This is a genomic window from Burkholderia sp. IO2 (assembly GCF_029522185.1).
Lineage (GTDB): Bacteria > Pseudomonadota > Gammaproteobacteria > Burkholderiales > Burkholderiaceae > Burkholderia > Burkholderia cenocepacia.
The window spans coordinates 43,942-64,630 of the sequence record NZ_JAKWFH010000009.1 but is presented as its reverse complement, the minus strand read 5'-3'; the positions used below and the strand labels follow the sequence as shown (position 1 = coordinate 64,630).

The 20,689-nt window shown below is 64.2% G+C and carries 18 protein-coding genes; 11 read left to right on the top strand and 7 right to left on the bottom strand.

The genetic code is table 11. The features are described 5' to 3' along the window. Window positions 1-151: 151 nt before the first annotated feature. A complete protein-coding gene (locus MMB92_RS07825; RefSeq protein ID WP_062884092.1) occupies window positions 152-757 on the top strand; it encodes a methyltransferase domain-containing protein in 606 nt (201 codons plus the stop codon). A gap of 113 nt (window positions 758-870) precedes the next feature. Here MMB92_RS07825 and rfaE1 read toward each other — a convergent pair whose 3' ends face one another. From rfaE1 to MMB92_RS07810, 3 genes are all read right to left on the bottom strand, one after another. Then, window positions 871-1,794 carry a D-glycero-beta-D-manno-heptose-7-phosphate kinase gene (gene rfaE1, locus MMB92_RS07820; RefSeq protein ID WP_080465483.1) on the bottom strand — a complete coding sequence of 308 codons (924 nt, stop codon included), beginning with the start codon at window positions 1,792-1,794 and terminating at the stop codon, window positions 871-873. A gap of 56 nt (window positions 1,795-1,850) precedes the next feature. After that, a complete protein-coding gene (locus MMB92_RS07815; protein WP_062884733.1) occupies window positions 1,851-2,957 on the bottom strand; it encodes an AGE family epimerase/isomerase in 1,107 nt (368 codons plus the stop codon). A 113-nt stretch (window positions 2,958-3,070) separates the two neighbouring features. After that, window positions 3,071-4,243, bottom strand: coding sequence for a polysaccharide biosynthesis/export family protein (locus MMB92_RS07810; protein WP_062884094.1), 1,173 nt, complete (start codon window positions 4,241-4,243; stop codon window positions 3,071-3,073). Between the two features lie 136 nt (window positions 4,244-4,379). Between MMB92_RS07810 and MMB92_RS07805 the strand changes: the two genes are divergently transcribed. The 4 genes from MMB92_RS07805 to MMB92_RS07790 all read left to right on the top strand — a co-directional run bounded on the left by MMB92_RS07805 (window position 4,380) and on the right by MMB92_RS07790 (window position 10,032). Next, entirely contained in the window at window positions 4,380-5,537 is a 1,158-nt protein-coding gene (locus MMB92_RS07805) for a glycosyltransferase family 1 protein (protein ID WP_212268259.1), read from the top strand. 380 nt (window positions 5,538-5,917) lie between these two features. Beyond that, the gene (locus MMB92_RS07800) at window positions 5,918-7,582 is read left to right on the top strand and encodes a capsular biosynthesis protein (RefSeq protein ID WP_230391244.1); all 1,665 of its coding nucleotides are present in this window, start codon (window positions 5,918-5,920) and stop codon (window positions 7,580-7,582) included. 10 nt (window positions 7,583-7,592) lie between these two features. Next, window positions 7,593-9,020 (top strand): mannose-1-phosphate guanylyltransferase/mannose-6-phosphate isomerase, encoded by a 1,428-nt coding sequence (locus MMB92_RS07795; protein WP_212268257.1) that lies wholly within the window; start codon window positions 7,593-7,595, stop codon window positions 9,018-9,020. 199 nt (window positions 9,021-9,219) lie between these two features. Continuing rightward, on the top strand, window positions 9,220-10,032 hold the full coding sequence (locus tag MMB92_RS07790; RefSeq protein WP_006497479.1) for a mechanosensitive ion channel family protein: 813 nt from the start codon (window positions 9,220-9,222) through the stop codon (window positions 10,030-10,032). A gap of 83 nt (window positions 10,033-10,115) precedes the next feature. Here the strand turns inward: MMB92_RS07790 and MMB92_RS07785 are convergent, their stop codons facing one another. Next, a complete protein-coding gene (locus MMB92_RS07785) occupies window positions 10,116-10,799 on the bottom strand; it encodes a DedA family protein (RefSeq protein WP_058902161.1) in 684 nt (227 codons plus the stop codon). A gap of 183 nt (window positions 10,800-10,982) precedes the next feature. Between MMB92_RS07785 and mutL the strand changes: the two genes are divergently transcribed. Both mutL and miaA read left to right on the top strand, forming a co-directional pair. Further along, on the top strand, window positions 10,983-12,992 hold the full coding sequence (gene mutL, locus MMB92_RS07780) for a DNA mismatch repair endonuclease MutL (protein ID WP_062884098.1): 2,010 nt from the start codon (window positions 10,983-10,985) through the stop codon (window positions 12,990-12,992). Next, complete coding sequence (gene miaA, locus MMB92_RS07775) at window positions 12,989-13,963, top strand: tRNA (adenosine(37)-N6)-dimethylallyltransferase MiaA (RefSeq protein ID WP_212268253.1); 975 nt, start codon at window positions 12,989-12,991, stop codon at window positions 13,961-13,963. Before mutL ends, miaA begins: the two co-directional genes overlap by 4 nt. Window positions 13,964-13,967: 4 nt before the next feature. On the opposite strand, the gene tetR is transcribed toward miaA, so the two are convergent. Then, window positions 13,968-14,600 (bottom strand): tetracycline resistance transcriptional repressor TetR, encoded by a 633-nt coding sequence (gene tetR / locus MMB92_RS07770; protein WP_034200989.1) that lies wholly within the window; start codon window positions 14,598-14,600, stop codon window positions 13,968-13,970. 56 nt (window positions 14,601-14,656) lie between these two features. On the opposite strand from tetR, the gene tet reads away from it, so the two are divergent. Beyond that, window positions 14,657-15,856 (top strand): Tet(A)/Tet(B)/Tet(C) family tetracycline efflux MFS transporter, encoded by a 1,200-nt coding sequence (gene tet / locus MMB92_RS07765; protein WP_212268618.1) that lies wholly within the window; start codon window positions 14,657-14,659, stop codon window positions 15,854-15,856. 22 nt (window positions 15,857-15,878) lie between these two features. Here tet and MMB92_RS07760 read toward each other — a convergent pair whose 3' ends face one another. Together MMB92_RS07760 and purM are read right to left on the bottom strand one after the other, a co-directional pair. After that, window positions 15,879-16,274 carry an SgcJ/EcaC family oxidoreductase gene (locus MMB92_RS07760; protein ID WP_034200991.1) on the bottom strand — a complete coding sequence of 132 codons (396 nt, stop codon included), beginning with the start codon at window positions 16,272-16,274 and terminating at the stop codon, window positions 15,879-15,881. A gap of 113 nt (window positions 16,275-16,387) precedes the next feature. After that, the gene (gene purM / locus MMB92_RS07755) at window positions 16,388-17,443 is read right to left on the bottom strand and encodes a phosphoribosylformylglycinamidine cyclo-ligase (protein WP_006497487.1); all 1,056 of its coding nucleotides are present in this window, start codon (window positions 17,441-17,443) and stop codon (window positions 16,388-16,390) included. Between the two features lie 247 nt (window positions 17,444-17,690). Here purM and hda point away from each other — a divergent pair, with 247 nt between their 5' ends. The 3 genes from hda to pcnB are packed head-to-tail and all read left to right on the top strand — an operon-like array spanning window position 17,691 to window position 20,670. After that, complete coding sequence (hda, locus tag MMB92_RS07750) at window positions 17,691-18,425, top strand: DnaA regulatory inactivator Hda (protein ID WP_034200992.1); 735 nt, start codon at window positions 17,691-17,693, stop codon at window positions 18,423-18,425. Window positions 18,426-18,436: 11 nt separating this feature from the next. Further along, window positions 18,437-19,114, top strand: a complete 678-nt coding sequence (locus MMB92_RS07745) for an HAD family hydrolase (protein ID WP_006484935.1) — start codon at window positions 18,437-18,439, stop codon at window positions 19,112-19,114. Between the two features lie 5 nt (window positions 19,115-19,119). Then, complete coding sequence (gene pcnB, locus MMB92_RS07740) at window positions 19,120-20,670, top strand: polynucleotide adenylyltransferase PcnB (protein ID WP_277562625.1); 1,551 nt, start codon at window positions 19,120-19,122, stop codon at window positions 20,668-20,670. The last annotated feature ends 19 nt before the right edge of the window (window positions 20,671-20,689 follow it).

Here is a 20,689-nt window from a genome sequence, read left to right as displayed (position 1 = left end):
CTTCCGATCATTAGACTGCTGTCATGCCCCATTCAGCGTTCTTGTAAATTCCATCGTTGCCGGCTGCAAACGTGACAGGCTCTCCAATAAAGTAGCCCTTCAATGGAAAAGTTTGACGAGCCTCTTAATACAACGATGGGTACTCGGACAAATGGACAATTTTGCACGTCGCATCAAGCTGGTGAAGTCGAGCCGATTACAGGGCGAACCCACCAGACTGTTCGATCAACGCACGGCGGAGGGTTTCTGGGAGCGATTCGTTCGCCCCGGCATTGTGATCGACGTCGGCTACAAAGGGGCCGCTGACTCCACCCCAATCTTCGAGGAAGCGCACGGGCTTGATATAGACACGCCAGGCTACGATGGCCGCAATCTTCCATATGAAAATGGCTCGTTAGGCACAATTCATGCATCACATCTACTGGAGCACGTCGCGGACTATGGTTATTTTCTTCGCGAATGCATGAGAGCGCTCGATTACGATGGCACGCTCATTTTGTTTGTTCCACTGATGGACGCATATGAGCGCCGGCGTTCGCCACCGTCAGCATTCAACGCAGATCATCGCCGTTTCTATACAGCAGCACGCCTGCTCCACGAAATCGAGTCCTCCATTCCGCGCGGTACATATCGAATCGCCCATTTGCGCGAGCGGTTCCGGACCGCGGATCTTTATCTACCGCCGGAGCAGCACGCGGAAGGACCTTACGAGATCGAATGCGTAATCGAAAAAATCAGGCCGGACGGCGTTTACTGATCCGATCCGGTCACATCACGAAGCTCGCTGAATGAGTTGAGGACCGTGTACATCGTTTGGACGGCACATGTCATACCAAGCGATGCATACGAATCCAAGCATCTCCACACTCGTTAGGCACGAACCAGTTCGTCGAGTGTAATGGGAGCGGTGCCGACCTTGCCCACAACTACGCCTGCGGCCCGATTCGCAAGACGCGCAGCATCCACAAGTGTGTACCCGTTCGCAAGTGCTACTGCCAGCGTGGCGATTACCGTATCGCCCGCACCTGACACGTCGTACACCTCGCGCGCCTGCGCGCTGATTTTTGTGTGATGCCCGTCGACGAAGAGGCTCATTCCTTCTTCTGAACGGGTGACGAGCAACGCACGCAGGTCGAGATTTGCGCACAGAGCAAATGCTCTCTGCTCAAAATCCTCCTCGGAGGACCACCTGCCGGCAACCTGTGCGAACTCGTCCCGATTAGGCGTCAGGAGAGTCGCTCCACGATAGGCAGAATAATCCGTCCCCTTGGGATCCACGAGGATGATCTTGTCGCGCTCGCGTGCAATGCGCATCATGTCGAGCAAATGCGACAGTCCGCCTTTGCCGTAATCCGAAAACACCACTGCCTGATGCGCGTCAAGGTGCGCGTCGAAGAGATCGACGATCGGAAGCAGCAACTCGTGATCCGGCTTCTGTTCGAAATCAGCGCGTACGACCTGCTGGCCACGCGCCAGCACACGTAGTTTGACCGTGGTCTGAAAGTTTGCGTCGCGTAGAAACTCACATCGAACCCGGGTCGCCTGCAGCACCTCGAGCAAATCCTGCCCCGCCGCATCGGTGCCGATCACGGAAATCAGGCTGCTCGTCGCACCGAGATTCGCGATATTGACCGCGACATTCGCCGCACCGCCAGCTGTACTGTGGACCTTCGACACATGCACTACCGGTACCGGTGCTTCAGGAGAAATGCGCGTGGTATCACCGAACCAGTAGCGGTCTAGCATCACGTCGCCAGCAACGAGGACTGCCGCGTTTGAAAGATTCAGGCTCATATTGTTGTTTGCGATATGTTCGGGAACACAGCCAACCATGGGCGATCCAGGCTGCGTTACGGGAGTGCTGCAAAAGCCGTCGCCAGATGATAAGGCGTCGTTGAAGGCATTTCCGCTCTCACGACTGCACCTCGCGGCGACAAGCACTCGTGCCAGCCTTGCGAATGCAGGAAGCGGCTGCGAAAACGCTCAATGTCCCGCCGCAACAACGCCTCGCCCTCGATCGAATCGTGAGCCGCAAGCGCGCGCAAGTACTCGGTTTGCGCCCAGATGCGTTGGGTCGCATCGAGCACCCCGCCCTGTTCATCGACCGCTGCGGAGACACCACCGGTATCGGGATCAACGCCATACCGACACGCGAACTCAAACGCAGAAGAAAGCGACGCATGCAATCCGGACGTGACGAACGCCGGATGTGCACTACCGACCGCCAAAAAATACCACTCGAACTGATGCCCCGGTTCGAGTCGATTGCCTGCACTACCGACAGGCAATTCTGCGATGCAGCCGGTCGTCGGCTCGACAAAAGTGCTTGAGATTGCGGTCGCGAGTACGTGCAGGCGCTTATCAAACTCGTCGGAACCGGTTGTCGCCCCGGCGGCAAGCCAAGCCTCCGTCAGATGCATTAGCGGGTTCTGCAAGGGTGTGCCGACGACGCCCGAAAAGTCCTCGGACATCGTCGCATTTAGCAAGCCGGGTACCTGCTCACCCACTGCAAAGCGCGTATCGACCAGTTCTGCAGTTCGCTCCAGCACGGCAAGGGCCTCCCGCGACCCTGACCGACGCACATATTCAGCGGTGGCGAAGATTACGAACGCGTGCGTATACAAATCCTTTTCGCGCTCCTTCGGTTTGCCGTTGATGTCCACGCTGTAAAACCAGCCACCGTGTCGCCGGTCCTCGAAATAGCGCCGCAGCGAATCGAACAGCCGCTCAGCATGTACCATGTCGCCAGCCTGCGAGAATATAAAGAGCTGCCTCGCACATGCCATCGCCCGATACCGAGCGGGAGGCAACGGACTGTGATCACGAGGAGAAACAGCTTCGAACGGTAGCTGCAACTCCGGGTTGAAGCCCGGTCCGCGCCAAATCGGCAGAATCCTTTCGGAATAGTGAACCCTAAGCGACGCGCCCGCGTCACGCAACGCGGCGCTCGACTCCAGATCGCGCATTCGACGTAGTTAGTTTGAGTAATGAAAACACACGGAGGACGAGAACGCGTGGTCCCGCCCCAAAATCGTGTGCGCGCCCATCTAAACCGCCCCCAACATTGTTCTTACTTGAACGATTGCACTCCGTTGACAATCGGGTAAGCAACCGAGAACACGACATTCAAAAACTTCTGCAACTCAGCAACCGGCGCATTCGACACATAGAGTAAATCCTTGTTGTCGATCATGAAGCTCTGTGCGACGAAGAACGAGTTAGGGTCTCTCAGATTGATCCGGTACACGACAGGGACCTTCCCTCCGATCGTCGTACGCACGGGCTGGTCAGGCCACTGCAGCGCATTCGCATCCTCAAGCCGGAAGATGAACACGCCCTGCGCATCCGAACGTGTGTCCTGTAGACCGCCGGCACGCGCCAGAGCCTGAGCAAGCGTGATACCTTGGGCCTCAAAATTGACTTCTTCATTCTTGCCCGTGGCACCCAGCGCGGTAAAGCTGAACGGTTGATACAAAGCCGTTACCACATCGCCGGCCCGCAGCGAAACGTTCTGACGTGGGTCCTTGATGATCGTTTCGAGCGGCTGCGACGCGACTTTGTCACCACGCGTAATTTGGATCGTGATCTTGTCAACCGGTTGCCGGACCCCGCCAGCGGACGCCAACGCATCGAGTACGCGCTCGCCGCGCGCACTGAGCTGCATGCGATTGCTGCTCGCGACGTCCCCGACAACGGTCACATACGAAGTAACGTTGCGCGACAGTCTGACGAGTACCTGCGGATCATGTGCGATGTTCTTCAACCGGGTGGCGATGTCACGCTGCAGCTGTGCGGGCGTACGCCCGACCGCCCTCATCTGCCCCGCAAACGGAATGTTGATCGTGCCGTCACCATCGATCACTTGTTCCGGCAATACCGTTACCCGCGCATTCGTCGCGGCCGCTACAGCGCCGCTCACTTGCTGGCCAGCGCCGAAAAGTGTTGCGGGCGGCGCCTCCCAGATCGAGACTTCAATCGTGTCGCCGACACCCAATTGTTCGCTGAACCGTGTACCGCCACCGAGCACATTGGCAAAATCCGACGTTCGTCGCTCACTGAACAGCTGGCGCGCGACGGCATCCGTCACGTCCACGATCTGGATTCCACTTGGATTCGCGGACTGCGGTACCTGCTGAATCTGGGACCGGCTAGGCCCCGATGTCGGGATGCTGGAGCAACCCGTAAGGAATGCCGCCGTCAACATGAAAGCGGACAGAGTGGAGCCGAGATACGGACGGGACATTTATTACGCTGATGGTCTAAAAAATCAGCGGAGATTGTCGCATGTTGTCGAGTAAAATGGCACACATCCAATAAAGATCCGGCCGAACTTACCTGTTCAGGCTATCGTTTTTCTTCTTCTACTTGTCACCATTTCAGTGCCGACGATTCTCCTGGACGTCACGCGCCTCGTCGACCGGCTTTACGCCGGCCTCGTCCCTACCGGGATCGACCGGGTCGGTCTTGCCTACATCGAGCGATACGGTGCAAGCGCTCGAGCCGTTCTGAGTGAGCGAGGATTCGTCACCATCCTAAATCAAAAGGATTCGCAGCGTGTATTTTCGTGGCTGACGATTACGAATCGCAATCGGCGTGCTATCCGCAACCTGATCGTCCGGGCAGTGCTACAGCATCCATGGGAAAAGCCTGTGACCGACGGCATCCTGTTGCACACCAGCCACAGCGGTCTGGAATACCGGCGTTACTACGAATCGATGAAAAGACGTCGAATTCGTACAGTATTTATGGTGCACGATCTCATTCCGCTTACCCACCCTGAATACTGCCGGCCGGGTGTCGACGCCATTCATCGCCGACGCATGCATACAGCCTTCGCCCATGCCGATGGACTCATCGCCAATTCCCAAGCCACCTTGACCTCCATGGCAACCGAGGCGAACCAAGCAGGAATCCCACTTCCTGCCAGTGTCGTTGCTCCTCTCGCGACGGGATTTGCCCGCAGCACCAAGCCACTCACACCGCTTCTGGACAGCCCCTATTTCGTCATGCTCGGCACCATCGAACCACGCAAGAACCATTGGTTCGTGCTGCATCTGTGGCGCCAGCTTACGGAAAAATACGGAACGGCCACACCAAAGCTCGTTGTGATTGGACGCAGAGGCTGGGAATGCGAGAACGTGGTCGATATGCTTGATCGTTGCAATTGGCTTCGTCAGACAGTCGTAGAAGAAAACAATTGTTCCGACGAGAAACTCGATCAATGGCTCCAACACGCACGAGCATTACTGTTCCCGTCGTTCGTCGAAGGGTACGGAATGCCGTTGGCCGAGGCACTTGCTGCGCGCGCACCAGTCATCGCCAGCGATCTTGCGGTATTTCGCGAAATTGCCGACGATATCCCGGACTATCTCGACCCGCTCGACGGCCCTGGGTGGATCTCTCGGATCGAATCATACAGCCGTGACAACAGTGCCGAGCGGAACGCACAACTCGCTCGAATCCGGCGATTCCGTGAGCCGACATGGGCGGAACATTTCCGCAGCGTCGACAGCTTGATCGAGGCACTGCGTCAATGATCTTCTTTTCGAACCTGGACAGTCCGCGTCACAACGACAGCCGCGACAGGAATACGATCCGGTCGACTGGAGATGCGCTGCCCCAAACGAATTGCGAGCCGGAAGGAAGCACTCGAAGCGACGCAACACGCGTCAATGGACGCGTGAACGTTACGTGGCCGGGACCCTTTCAATCGCATTCAAGCCGTAGAGTTCCGCGACTATCTTGGTTCAGTGCCCAGTTCCCGAGGTCCGACCAACGCTTGTTCGCCGATGCTCTGAGCGAGACGCTACGGGGCACCAATGAGTGCGACGCCAGCTCGAACTTGCTACTCCGACGTGTCGCAGCACTCTGTACATGCGCCCTTCCGCCGCTCTCGAACGCAGAGCCACATCGTTCGATGGAGCATGTTCTGATCATCGATGAGCGCGTAATCTCGACACAAGGTGAGAAATCGCCACGCCGAAACGATCCAGAAGTTTTCAGGCGCATGGTCGCAGCGGTCCGCGCGAATCATCGCTACGCTGACATCCGCATCCTCCGTTCCAAGGATCGGGCGCACGGTGAATGGTTGTCGGTAGTAACGGATTCACCGCTTCCCGTCATGGATGCCAGTACGCTGCCATTCCCTATGCTTCCCAAGGTCGATCACATTTATGTGCTGGGAGCGACGGAAGGTCTATTCGGCCTGTTAGCGGGTGCGTCGATACATGTTTACGGCGAGCCGTTCTATGCGGGATGGGGGCTTACGCTAGACGAACGCGCTTTTCCGGAGCGCCGTTCGCGACCGACACTCGTCGGATTTTTTAACGCGGTCTTTCTCCGTCATTGCCACTATCTCGATCCCGTAACACATACGCCGGGACGTTTGGACCAGTTGCTGACGCATCTCGAGCTTCAGCGTGCTGTCCGCTCGCGCTTCGCAGATCTTCCGTACGTCGCTGGCTTCCGGTTTCAATGGTGGAAACGACCATTTGCAACACCGTTCCTTGTCGCCGGGGGCGGTGCGCTGCGGTGGACAACCCGACCGGACATCCGTGATGCGACAGAATGCGCAGCGCTATGGGGGGCAAGAAATGCCAACGAACTTTCACCGGCGACACGCCACGTCAGAATCGAAGACGGCTTTATACATTCCGACGGCCTAGGCTCAGACATATCCCCCCCGGCAAGCCAAGTAATCGACAAACGCGGCATCTACTTCGACGCGAGCCGGCCCAGCGATCTCAGCGAATTGCTGAATACAGCCGAATTCTCAGCGGAGGAACTTTCGCGAGCAAAAAGCTTGCGCGTGAGCATCGTCTCTGCCGGCATCAGCAAATACAATCTCGGACGGCGGCGGCCGTCGTGGCGCGCGCCTTCGGGCACAACGGTCGTGCTCGTGCCTGGACAGGTAGCAGATGATGCATCCATCAAACTAGGCACCGGCAATATACGGGATGCCGAAGCATTGCTTCAAGCAGTACGCCTCGCAAGACCGTCCGCGTTCATCGTCTACAAGCCGCATCCCGATGTCCTATCCGGTAACAGAAAGGGGCTCGTACACGCAACACAGCTCGCCGACATCGTCGACACTGATTCGGATCTGCTGTCGCTCATCGATGTCGCTGACGAAGTTCATACGATGTCGTCGCTGGCGGGCTTTGACGCCCTCCTGCGGGAAAAAGCTGTTTTTACCTATGGCATGCCGTTCTACGCGGGCTGGGGACTAACTCAAGACCATCTGCCGATTCCGTGGCGGCGTCGGATGCTCACGCTTGACATGCTGGTTGCCGGAGCATTCGTTCGCTATCCGATCTACTGGGATTGGAAACTTCGTCTATATACTACCCCGGAAGCTGCGATCCATCGGCTGACGGCAGCAGCTGCACGCCCTCTGACCGATATCGGACGCAATCCGTCACGCCCGATGCGCAAGATTTTTCGCTGGATCCGTAACGTGGCCAACCACTTTGTCTGGCGCCTCCGAGCGAAGCGGCAAACCGGTTTCCGAAATTCGATCGACACCGCATTGTCTGTTGCAATCGTCGACTCGATCGGACCGCATGAACAACGACACTCGTGACTGAGAAGAAATGACAATTTTCCCGATTATCCTTTGCGGCGGCAGCGGCACCCGCCTTTGGCCCATGTCGCGGGGCGGCTATCCGAAGCAATATCTGAAACTGACAGGCGACCATACGCTGGTCCAGCAGACGGCCGTCCGCCTTCAGCACGTCCCCAACGTCACGGCCCCCATCGTCGTCACCAACAACGACCAACGCTTCCTGGTCGCGGAACAACTCCGCCAGGTCAACATCACGCCGTCATCGATCGTGCTCGAACCAGTCGGCCGCAACACCGCACCCGCGATCGCGATCGCCGCGCTGCTCGCCCTGCACGAATCTCCCGACGCACTGCTGCTGGTGCTGCCGTCCGACCACGTCATCCAGAACGAACCGGCATTCATCGCCGCAGCCACTGAGGCAGCAGCCATCGCAGCAGACCAGCACCTCGTCACGTTCGGCATCACGCCGACGGAAGCGCACACCGGCTTCGGCTATATCCGTCGCGGCCAAGCCATCGCGGACGGCAAGCAGGTCTATAAGGTCGACGCATTCGTCGAAAAACCCGACGCCCCGACGGCCGAGCGCTTCCTCAGCGACGGCAATTACTACTGGAACAGCGGCATGTTCATGCTGAAGGCGTCCACGTACATGGAGGAGCTGCATCGCCATGCACCGGAAATCGCCCGCCAGGCAGAACTCGCATTCGAATCCGCCAAGCGCGACAACGACTTCCTCCGTCTCGACGCCGAAGCGTTCGCGGCCTGCCCGAATGTCTCGATCGACTACGCGGTGATGGAGAAAACCGAGCGCGCCGCCGTCGTCGCGGCGGCCGACCTCGGCTGGAACGACATCGGCTCGTGGAGCGCACTCGCGGAAATCGCGGAAGCCGACGACCAAGGCAATGCACTCATCGGTGACGTCTTCACCGATTCGGTAAAGAACTCGTACATCCGCGCGGAACACCGGATGGTCGCCGCCCTCGGCCTCGACAACATCGTTATCGTGGAAACTGCCGACGCCGTCCTCGTCGCGCATCGCGACAAGGCGCAGGACGTCAAGAAAATCGTCGAATGGCTGAACGAGTCGAGCCGCCACGAATCGGTCACCCACCGCCGCGTCGTCCGCCCGTGGGGCTCGTACGAAGGCATCGACCAGGGCGACCGCTTCCAGGTCAAGCGCATCATCGTGAACCCTGGCGCACAGCTCAGCCTGCAGATGCACCACCATCGCGCCGAACACTGGATCGTCGTGAAGGGCACGGCGATGGTCACGAACGGCGACAAGGAGATCATGCTGACCGAGAACCAGTCGACCTACATCCCGCTCGGCGCGACCCACCGTTTGACGAACCCCGGCAAGATCCCGCTCGAACTGATCGAGGTCCAGTCGGGCGCGTATCTCGGCGAGGACGACATCGTCCGCTTCGAGGACACCTACGGACGCGCAGCGAAGTAAACACCGCAACTTCGGGGTCGCGCGCCGCAACCGGCGTCGATCCGATGCGCCAGACGGGCAGCACGCACAGGCGTCCTGCCCGTTTTTCATTACGTCAACCAATGTCAGCCCGGTTGCCCGCCCCTCCCAGGTCAGGTTATAAAAGCGCCTCCCATTCCGGTGCATGCGCCGCCCCTTTACCCTTGACTTCGGAGAACGCATGATCGATCTCGCCACCGCCCAGCAATTCCTGATGACCCGCGGCCTCGACTTCGGCCTCAACCTCCTCGCGGCCATCGTGCTGTGGTTCGTCGGCCGCTGGGCGATCCGCATCGGAACCCGCCTGCTCGGCAAGGTCGTTCGCCGCAGCGGCAAGGTCGACCCAACGCTCACCGACTACCTGACTTCCGTCGTCGGCGTGCTGCTGACGATCCTGCTGATCCTCGCGATCCTGCAGATCTTCGGCGTACAGACCACCTCGTTCGCCGCGTTGCTCGCCGGCCTCGGCCTCGCGATCGGCACGGCCTGGGGCGGCCTGCTCGCGCATTTCGCCGCCGGCGTGTTCATGCAGGTGCTGCGCCCGTTCAAGATCGGCGACGTGATCAGCGCGGGCGGCGTCACGGGCACCGTGAAGGAACTCGGCCTGTTCGGCACGACGATCATCACCGCCGACAACATCGTGACGATCGTCGGCAACAATAAGATCTTCTCGGACAACATCGCGAACTACAGCGCGACGCCGCATCGTCGCGTCGACCTGACCGCGAAGATCGCGCACAGCGTCGACGCGGCCGATGCGATCAACCGCCTGAAGACGCAGATCCAGCTGGTGCCGAACGTGCTGAAAGTGCCGGCACCGGACGTCGGCGTGCTGCAGTTCACGCCGGAGGGCCCGCTGCTGTTCGTGCGCCCGTCGACCCAGCCGGAGAACTACTGGCAGGTGTACTGCGACACCAACCGCGTGATCCTCGACACGTTCCGCGAGGCCGGCTATCCGACGCCGGAAACCCCGGTCTCGCAACGCAACGCGTGACGGAAGCGGCGCCCGAGCCGCACGAACAAAAAAAGCGTGGCAGCCGCCACGCTTTTTTATTGCATCGAATACTAAGCCCCCGCTCAGCGCCCGCCCGCCTTCGGCGCCCCCCCCGAGCGCCGCCCGCGCACCAGCTTCCACACCGCACCCAGCGCGACCGGCACGATCGCCGCGCCGATCCCGACCAGCACGATCACGTTCAGGTACTGGCGGATGAACGGAATGTTGCCGAAGAAATAGCCGAGCAGCACGAGCAGCAGCACCCACACCAGCGCGCCGATCACGTTGAACAACTGAAAGCGCGCGACGCTCATCGACGAAGCCCCCGCGACGAACGGCGCGAACGTCCGCACGACCGGAATGAAGCGTGCGAGCACGATCGTCTTGCCGCCGTGCTTGTCGTAGAACGAGTGGGTCTTCTGCAGCGCGGCGCGATCGAGGAAGCGCTCGAGCACCGGGATATGCGTATTGAACACCTTCGGGCCGATCCAGCGGCCGATCAGGTAGTTCACGGTGTTGCCGGAAATCGCCGCGACGAGCAGCAGCACGATCAGCAGGCCAACGTTCATTTCGCCCGTCGCCGCGAACGCGCCGCCGATGAACAGCAGCGAATCGCCGGGCAGGAACGGGAACACGACGAGCCCCGTCTCGCAGAACACGATCAGGAACAGGACGAGATAGACCCACGCGCCGTACTGCCGGATGAAATCGCCGAGGAAAGCGTCGATATGCAGGACAAGATTGACGAAATGAAGCAGCGTATCCAAATGCGATTCCTCGAAGGCGATGGGGCCGGAACGGCCGGAACAGGCCAGACATGGCCGAGGCGCCCGCCAGCCAAAGCGGCGCGTGCAACCCAGCGATGATACCGAAACTACCTTAAGGCTCCGTGAAAAAACGTAACGGCCGGCCGCCCCGGCACGCGTTCGCCGCCTCGCTATAATTCGGCCATGTCCGATATCACCGAAACGGCCGCGGGCGCCGCGCCCGCCCCCGCCGCGCGCCCGCTGCGCGCGATCCAGCCCCTGCCCGACCAACTGATCAGCCAGATCGCCGCCGGCGAGGTCGTCGAACGCCCGGCGTCGGTCGTCAAGGAGTTGCTCGAGAACGCGATGGACGCCGGCGCGACGACGCTGCGCATCGTGCTGGAAGAAGGCGGCGTCAAGCGCATCTCGATCACCGACGACGGCTGCGGGATTCCGCCCGACGAACTGGCGCTCGCGCTGATGCGCCATGCGACCAGCAAGATCCGCTCGCTCGAGGAGCTCGAGGCGGTCGCGACGCTGGGTTTTCGCGGTGAAGCGCTCGCGTCGATCGCGTCGGTCGCCGAGATGTCGATCACGAGCCGGACGGCCGATGCCGCGCATGCGATGAAGATCGATGCGCAGACGGGCGTGCTGTCGCCCGCCGCCGGCTCGGTCGGCACGACGATCGAGGTGCGCGAGCTGTACTTCAACACGCCCGCGCGGCGCAAGTTCCTGAAGAGCGAGCAGACCGAATTCGGCCACTGCCTGGAAATGATCCGCCGCGCGGCGCTCGCGCGGCCGGACGTCGCGATCTCGGTGCTGCACAACGGCAAGGCCGTCGAGCACTGGAATGCGACCGAGCCCGCGCAGCGCGTCGCGAAGATCCTCGGCGAGAGCTTCGCGACCGCGCACCTGCCGCTCGACGAGCAGGCCGGCCCGCTCGCCGTCTACGGCTGCGCCGGCCTGCCGACCGCGAGTCGCGGGCGCGCCGACCAGCAGTATTTCTTCGTCAACGGCCGCTTCGTGCGCGACAAGCTGCTGACGCACGCGGTGCGCGCGGCCTACGAGGACGTGCTGCACGGCGACCGCTATCCGTCGTACGTGCTGTTCCTCGACCTGCCGCCCGAAGCCGTCGACGTGAACGTGCATCCGTCGAAGATCGAAGTGCGGTTCCGCGATTCGCGCTCGATCCACCAGTACGTGTTCCACGCGGTCCAGCGGGCGCTCGCGCGCCACGCGGGCGCGTCGCCGGAAACCACCGCGGGCGGCCATGCCGCGCATATCGAGCCCGCCCCGCGCGGGCCGGCGTCGTTCCTCGACACGCCGCTAGGCCAGAGTCCGGGCGGCGCCGGCGGCATTGGCGGTAGCGGCGGCAGCGGCTTCTCGTCGCCGTCGTCTTCATCATCGGCGGGCAACACGTGGATGCGCCAGGCGCGGATGACGCAGGGCACGCTGCCCGTCGCGCAGCCGCTCGCGCTCTACGACGCGCTGTTCGGCCGCAAGGACAGCGGCGCCGGCACGCCGGACGGCACGACGCTCATCGCGCGCGATTCGGCCGATTCGACCGACGCACCGGCCGCGCCGCTGCCGGGCTTCGCCACGTCGCCGCTCGCCGCCGGCGCGCACGACGACCAGCCGCTCGGGTTCGCGCTCGGCCAGATCCACGGCATCTACGTGCTCGCGCAGAATGCGTACGGTCTCGTGATCGTCGACATGCACGCGGCGCACGAGCGAATCCTGTACGAACAGTTCAAGAACGCGCTCGCGGATCGCACGGTCGCCGTGCAGTCGCTGCTGCTGCCGATCTCGATGACGGCCACGCCGGTCGAGATCGGCACGGTCGAGGAAGAGCGCGACACGCTCGAATCGCTCGGCTTCGACCTCGCGGTGCTGTCGCCGACGACGCTCGCGATCCGCGCGGTGCCGGCGCTGCTGAAGGATGCCGACCTGCAGTCGCTCGCGCGCGCGGTGCTGGCCGACCTGCACGCGTTCGGCGGCTCGCGGGTGCTCACCGAGCGCCAGCACGAACTGCTCGGCACGCTCGCGTGCCATCACGCGGTGCGCGCGAACCGGCGCCTGACGCTCGACGAGATGAACGCGCTGCTGCGCCAGATGGAGGCGACCGAGCGCGCGGACCAGTGCAATCACGGCCGGCCGACCTGGTATCAGCTCACGCTGAACGATCTCGACCGCCTCTTCATGCGCGGGCAATGAGCGCTTCTTCGCAGTCCCGCCCGACGACGATCGCCTGCCTGCTCGGCCCCACCGCTTCGGGCAAGACGGCCGCGGCTCTGGCGCTCGCCGCGCGCCGCCCGATCGAGATCGTCAGCGTCGATTCGGCGCTCGTCTACCGCGACATGGATATCGGCACCGCGAAACCGTCGCGCGACGAGCGCGCGAGCGTGCCGCATCACCTGATCGACATCATCGACCCGGCCGACGCGTATTCGGCCGCGGAATTCCGCGCGGACGCGCTGCGGCTGATCGGCGAGATCGTCGCGCGCGGCCGCACGCCGCTGCTCGCGGGCGGCACGATGCTGTACTACAAGGCGCTGACGCACGGGCTCAACGACCTGCCGGGCGCCGACCCGGAGATTCGCGCGGCACTCGACGCCGACGCCGCGCGCGACGGCTGGCCCGCGCTGCACGCGCGGCTCGCGCAGGTCGATCCCGACACGGCCGCGCGGCTCGCGCCGAACGATTCGCAGCGGATCCAGCGGGCACTGGAAATCTTCATGTTGAGCGGGCAGCCGATGTCGGTGCTGCTCGCCGCGCCACGCCGCACCGACGATGCGGCCGCCGCGTACCGCTTCGTGCCGGTCGCGCTCGAGCCGTCGGATCGCGCGGTGCTGCACGCGCGGATCGCGCAGCGCTTCGATGCGATGCTCGACGCGGGCTTCATCGACGAAGTCGAACGGCTGCGGCGCCGCGAGGATCTCCATCCCGACCTGCCGTCGATGCGTTGCGTCGGCTACCGGCAGGCATGGGAATTCCTCGACGGCGATACCGACTACCGGACGATGCGCGACAAGGGCATCTTCGCGACCCGCCAGCTGTGCAAGCGCCAGATCACGTGGCTGCGCGCGATGCCGGAGCGGATCGTAGTCGACTGCGTCGCGCCGGATTCGACGGCCCGCGCGCTCGACGCGCTCGAACGCGTCCTCGACGGCCGCACACCGGGCTGATGCGTCAGCCGGCCCGACGCGCCGCCAGGCGCGCGCGGGCGCCGTCGACGATCCATGCGATGCCGCGCTCGAACGCTTCGTCGCCGCTGCGCTCGCGCAGCGTGGCCCAGCCTTGCGCGAACAACGGATACTCGGCCGCATCCGGCAGCAGCGCATCGGCGTCGCCGTCCGGCCGCGCCTGCTCTTCCAGCACCCAGCCGACCACGAAGCGCCCGATCGCGACCATCACGTCGACCGCCTCGTCCGGCTTGAACCCCGCTTCACCGAGCAGCGCGATCTTGCGTTCGATCGAACTGAAATGCAGCGCGCGCGGCCGGGTGCCGGCATGCAGGCGCGCGCCGTCGCGGTAAGCGAGCAGCGCGCGGCGGAAACTGCGCGCATTCTCCGCGAGCCATGCATCCCATACTTCGCCCGGCTCCGGCAGCGACGCACCGTGGCGCTCCAGCATGATCGCCTCGGCCATCGCGTCGAGCAGCTCGGCCTTGTTCCTGAAATGCCAGTAAAGCGTCGGCGACTGCACGCCGAGCCGCTCGGCGAGCCGCCGGGTGGACAGTCCATCGATCCCCACTTCATCCAGCAGGTCGAGCGCCGCGCGCAATACCGTGTCGCGCGTCAGTCGCGCCCCTGTGTCCTTCATCTCTATCACCGATAGGGAAACTGTGGAATAATCCTAACTCTATCATCGATAGAGTTATTCCCTTGAATCCGTCCCTGATTGCCATTCTGGCCACGGTCCTGCTCGACGCGATCGGCGTCGGGATCGTGATGCCGATCCTGCCCGGGCTGCTGCGCTCGCTCGCCGCCACCGGCAGCACCGACACCCATTACGGCGTCCTGCTCGCGCTGTACGCGTTCGCGCAGTTCCTGTGTGCGCCGCTGCTTGGCGCGCTGAGCGACCGTTTCGGCCGCCGCCCGGTACTGCTGGCGTCGCTCGCGGGCGCCGCGCTGGACTATCTGCTGATGGCGCTCGCGCCGACGCTCGCATGGCTTTACGTCGGGCGGTTGATCGCGGGCGTCACCGGCGCGAACGTCGCGGTCGCGACCGCGTACGTGACCGACGTGACGGCCGAACCCGACCGCGCGCGGCGCTTCGGCCAGCTCGGCGCGATGATGGGCATCGGCTTCATCGCCGGCCCGCTGATCGGCGGCCTGCTCGGCGCGCTGCACCTGCGTGCGCCGTTCGTCGCGGCCGCGTTGCTCAACGCGCTGAATCTCGTGCTCGTGTGGCGCGTATTGCCGGAATCGCGGCCGCGCTCGGCCGGGGGCAGCCGCACGGCTGGCGCGCTCAACCCGTTCGCGAACCTGCGCCGGCTGAGCGGCGCGCCCGCGCTCGCGCCGCTGGTCGGCATCTACGTGATCGTGGCACTCGTGTCGCAGGCGCCCGCGACGCTGTGGATCCTGTACGGCCAGGAACATTTCGGCTGGTCGACGCCGGTCGCGGGGCTGTCGCTCGCCGGTTACGGCGCGTGCCACGCGCTCGCGCAGGCGTTCGCGATCGGGCCGCTGATCGCGCGGCTCGGCGAGCGGCGCGCGCTCGCGCTGGGCCTTGCAGGCGATGCACTCGGGCTGGCGGTCATCGCGTTCGCGACCGCCGCGTGGGTGCCGTTCGCGCTGCTGCCGCTGTTCGCGGCCGGCGGCATGACGCTGCCGGCATTGCAGGCGATGCTCGCACGGCAGGTCGACGATACGCGTCAGGGCGAACTGCAGGGCACGCTGGCGAGCGTGGCGAGCCTGATCGGCGTCGCGGGGCCACTGGTCGTCACCGCGACCTACGCGGCGACGCGCGCGACGTGGCCGGGGCTCGTCTGGGCTGCCGCCGCGCTGCTGTACCTGCTCGTGCCGCCGTTGCTGGCCGGCGCGCGCCCGGCGAACGCGCCGCGCGCATCCGCGTGAGCGTCGGCGCGCGCCGTCGCGTTCAGCCCGCGAGCGTGACGAGATTCGCGTCGCGCACGAGCTGCCAGCGGCCGCCGGCCTTGCGGAAGATCGTCAGCGTGTGGCCCGAGCGGCGGATCGTCTCGCCGCCCGGCGGCGTCGCGTCGATCTCGATGAAATTGCGCAGGTACGCCCAGTCGCCGATCACACGCAGTTCGTCGATCCGGTAGCGGCCGTCGATCTTTGGCGCGTGCTCCGCGCCGGCGTTCGCGTCGCGCGACGCGGCCGCGAACGCCGCCTTGTCGAACGGCGGCTTGCCGGCCACCATGAAGATCGCGTCGTCGGCGATCAGGTCCAGCACCGTCGCCAGATCGCCGCGCCGGCTCGACACGAACCAGTTGTCCACGAGTTCGCGGATCGCGCGTTCGTCTTCGGTCATCGTCGCCCCTCCTTCATCGGCCTGCGTCCATACAGACGCGGCGCCCGAAAAAAAAGCCGCCCGGTGCGATACCGGGCGGCTTTCCGTGCTGCATTCTGCTGCTGCGATGCGCGTCAGACCACGACCGTCTGCGCCTCGCCTTCGCGGGTCGCACGCACGGTGCCGATCTTCCACACCTGTTCGCCGGCGGCGGTCAGGTCGGCGATCGCCGCGTCGGCATCGGCCGCCGACACGATCACGGCCATGCCGATCCCGCAGTTGAACACGCGGTGCATTTCCGCGTCGGCGACGCCGCCGTGCTCCTGCAGCCACTTGAACAGCGGCGGCAGCGGCCACGCGTGCTGGTCGAGCTCGGCGGTGAGGCCCTCGCGCAGCACGCGCGGGATGTTCTCGACGAGGCCGCCACCGGTGATGTGCGCCATGCCCTTCACCGACAGCTTCTGCATCAGCGCGAGCAGCGGCTTCACGTAGATGCGCGTGGGCGCCATCAGCGCGTCGGCGAGCGAGCGGCCGTGGAAATCGGCCGACAGGTCGGGGTTCGCGCGCTCGATGATCTTGCGCACGAGCGAGAAGCCGTTCGAGTGGATGCCGCTCGATGCGAGGCCGAGCACCACGTCGCCTTCGGCGATCGTGCTGCCGTCGATGATCTTGCTTTTCTCGACCGCGCCGACCGCGAAGCCGGCCAGGTCGTATTCGCCGTCCGGGTACATGCCCGGCATTTCGGCCGTTTCACCGCCGATCAGCGCGCAGCCCGACAGTTCGCAGCCCTGCGCGATGCCCTTGACGACGGTGGCGGCCGTGTCGACGTCGAGCTTGCCGCACGCAAAGTAGTCAAGGAAGAACAGCGGCTCGGCGCCCTGCACGAGGATGTCGTTCACGCTCATCGCGACGAGATCCTGGCCGACCGTATCGTGTTTGTTCAGATGAAACGCCAGCTTGAGCTTGGTGCCCACGCCGTCGGTGCCCGACACGAGCACCGGCTCCTTGTATTTCTTCGGCACTTCGAACAGCGCGCCGAACCCGCCGATGCCGCCGAGCACGCCGTCGCGCAGGGTTTTCTTCGCAAAAGGCTTGATCTTGTCGATGAGCGCGTCGCCGGCGTCGATGTCGACACCTGCGTCGCGATAGGACAGACCCTGAGCGTCGGGAGCGGATTTCGGAGGATTCATGGGGGAATGCGAGAAGGTCGGTAAAATGCGATTTTACCCGAAGCCGGCCCGTTGGCCGGAATTCCCAGCACCGAATCGTCAGGGATTGCATCTTGGTCGACACGTCCCCGTTTTCTTCGCCACGCGAGCCGCGCCGGAACCCGCGCGCCGCCGTGCGTGCGGCCGCGTGGTCGAGCACCGGAGCCCTCCCCCGCGCGCGCCCGGCGTACGGCCCGCGTTTTTCCAATCGATCTGCATTGTGACTGTTGTGTCCCGTCAACTGACGCTCGATCTCGGCACGCCGCCGCCCGCCACGTTCGACAACTTCATCATGAACGAGGAGAACGACGAGCTCGTCTCGCGCCTGCAGAAGCTCGATCTCGCGCTCGCGGCCGGCCCCGTGCCGGACCGGTCGTTCTATATCTGGGGCGAGCCCGGCAGCGGCCGCACCCACCTGCTGCAGGCGCTCGTGAGCGACGCGTCGTACGGCTATGCGCGCTACCTGACGCCGCAGAGCCCGCTCGGCGCGTTCACGTTCGACCCGCGCATCGGCATCTATGCGATCGACGACTGCGACCGGATGAGCGACACGCAGCAGGTCGCGCTGTTCAACCTGTTCAACGAAGTGCGCGCGCACCCGTCGAGCGCGTTCGTCGCCGCGGGCCCGGCCGCGCCGCTCGCGCTCGACGTGCGCGAGGACCTGCGCACGCGGCTCGGCTGGGGGCTCGTGTTCCACCTGTCGCCGCCGTCCGACGCCGGCAAGATCGCGGTGCTCAAGCTCGCGGCGAAGGAGCGCGGGATCGCGCTGACCGACGACATCGCCGCGTACCTGCTGACCCATTTCCGCCGCGACATGCCGAGCCTGATGGCCTTGCTCGACGCGCTCGACCGCTTCTCGCTCGAGCAGAAACGCGCGGTCACGCTGCCGCTGCTGCGCCGGATGCTCGCGCGTCCCGGCGACGACATCACACCACCGGGCACGGGCCCGAACCGCTTCGAGTAAAATGCGCTTCCATGACTAATCTGGCACTCTTTGACCTCGATCACACGCTGATCCCGACCGATAGCGACCACGAATGGGGTCGCTTCATGGTGAAGCTCGGCATCGTCGACGCGGAAAGCTTCTCGCGTCAGAACGACCAGTTCTTCGCCGACTACAAGGCCGGCCAGCTCGACATCCACGCGTACCTGTGCGCGATGCTCACGCCGCTCGCGAAGTATTCGCGCGCGCAGCTCGCGCAATGGCACGAGCAGTACATGCACGAGGTGATCCGGCCCGCGATGACGCCCGCCGCGCTCGAACTCGTGCGCCGGCACCTCGATGCGGGCGACCTGTGCTGCGTCGTGACGGCGACCAACGAATTCATCACGCGCCCGATCGCGACCGCGTTCGGTGTCGACACGCTGATCGCCTGCGAGGTCGAAACGACCGACGGCCACCCCGATTCCCCGTACACGGGCCGCCCGACCGGCACGCCGAGCTATCGCGAAGGCAAGATCGTGCGGACCGAAGCGTGGCTCGCGTCGCTCGGCAAGCACTGGGACGACTTCGAACACAGCTACTTCTACAGCGACTCGCACAACGACATCCCGTTGCTCGAGAAAGTCACCGACCCGATCGCGACCAACCCTGACGACACGCTGCGCGCGCATGCAAGCAACCGCGGCTGGCGTATCCTCGATCTCTTCTGAACGTCGTGATCAAAAAATTCATCCGCAAGCTGCTCGGCCAGGACGAAACCGAGCAAACGCCTCCCGCCGCGGCCCCGGCCGACGCAGCGGCCCCTGCTGCCCCGCGCACCCCGAAGGGCGCCCGCGGCGGCGGCGCGAAGAAACCGCGCAGCAACCATGAGCCGACCGTCGTGCCGGCCAGCGTGCACGGCATCAACCCGGCGCTGATCTCGAAGAACGCGGTGCGCGTGACCGACACGCTGCAGCAGGCGGGCTTTCGCGCGTTCATCGTCGGCGGCGCCGTGCGCGACCTGCTGCTCGGCATCGCGCCGAAGGACTTCGACGTCGCGACCGACGCGACGCCGACCGAAGTGCAGCGCCTGTTCCGCCGCGCGCGCCTGATCGGCCGCCGCTTCCAGATCGTGCACGTGCAGTTCGGCCAGGAACTGATCGAGGTGTCGACGTTCCGCGCGCTGGTCGACGCGCCGCCCGAGGCGGCCACGGCCGAACCGCCGAAGTGCCTGAAGCGCGACGAACTCGATCGCCGCACGCACGCGGTCGACGCGAGCGGCCGCGTGCTGCGCGACAACGTGTGGGGCGAGCAGCACGAGGACGCCGCGCGCCGCGACTTCACGATCAACGCGATGTACTACGACCCGTCGACGCAGACGGTGCTCGACTACCACGACGGGATGGCCGACGTGCGCGCCCGCCTGTTGCGGATGATCGGCGATCCGGCCACGCGCTTCCGCGAGGATCCGGTGCGGATGCTGCGCGTCGTGCGCTTCGCGGCGAAGCTCGGCTTCGAGATCGAACCGCATACGCGCGAGCCGATCCACGCGCTCGCCGACCTGATCAACAACGTGCCGGCCGCGCGCCTGTTCGACGAAATGCTGAAGCTGCTGCTGTCGGGCCACGCGCTCGCGTGCCTGCAGCGGCTGCGCAAGGAAGGGCTGCACCACGGGCTGCTGCCGCTGCTCGACGTCGTGCTGGAACAGCCGCAGGGCGAGAAGTTCATCACGCTCGCGCTGAACAACACCGACGCGCGCGTGCGCGCCGGCAAGCCGGTGTCGCCGGGCTTCCTGTTCGCGACGCTGCTGTGGCACGACATGCGCCAGCGCTTCGAGCAATACACGGCGGCGGGCGAAATCCCGGTGCCGGCGCTCCATCGCGCGATGGACGACGTGCTCGACATGCAGACCGAGAAACTTGCGATCCACAAGCGCTACTCGGCCGACATGCGCGAGATCTGGGGCCTGCAGCTGCGCCTCGAGAAACGCTCGGGCCGCAGCGCGATGCGGCTGCTGGAACACCAAAGGTTTAGAGCGGGGTATGATTTCCTCCTGTTACGCTGCGAATCCGGCGAGCTCGATGCGGAAGTCGGACAGTGGTGGACGGATTTCATCGAAGGCGACGCGGCCGCTCGCGAGGCATTGCTCACGCAGGGCGGCTCGAAGGAAAAATCGCCCCGCAAGCGGCGCCGCCGCGGCGGGGCGCGCAACCGCAAGCCGGGTGAAGGTGCCGCCGAGCAGGCACCGGATACCGCGGGCGATACCGCGAGCGGTTCCGACGACTGACGCGCGCGCCGGCGAACGA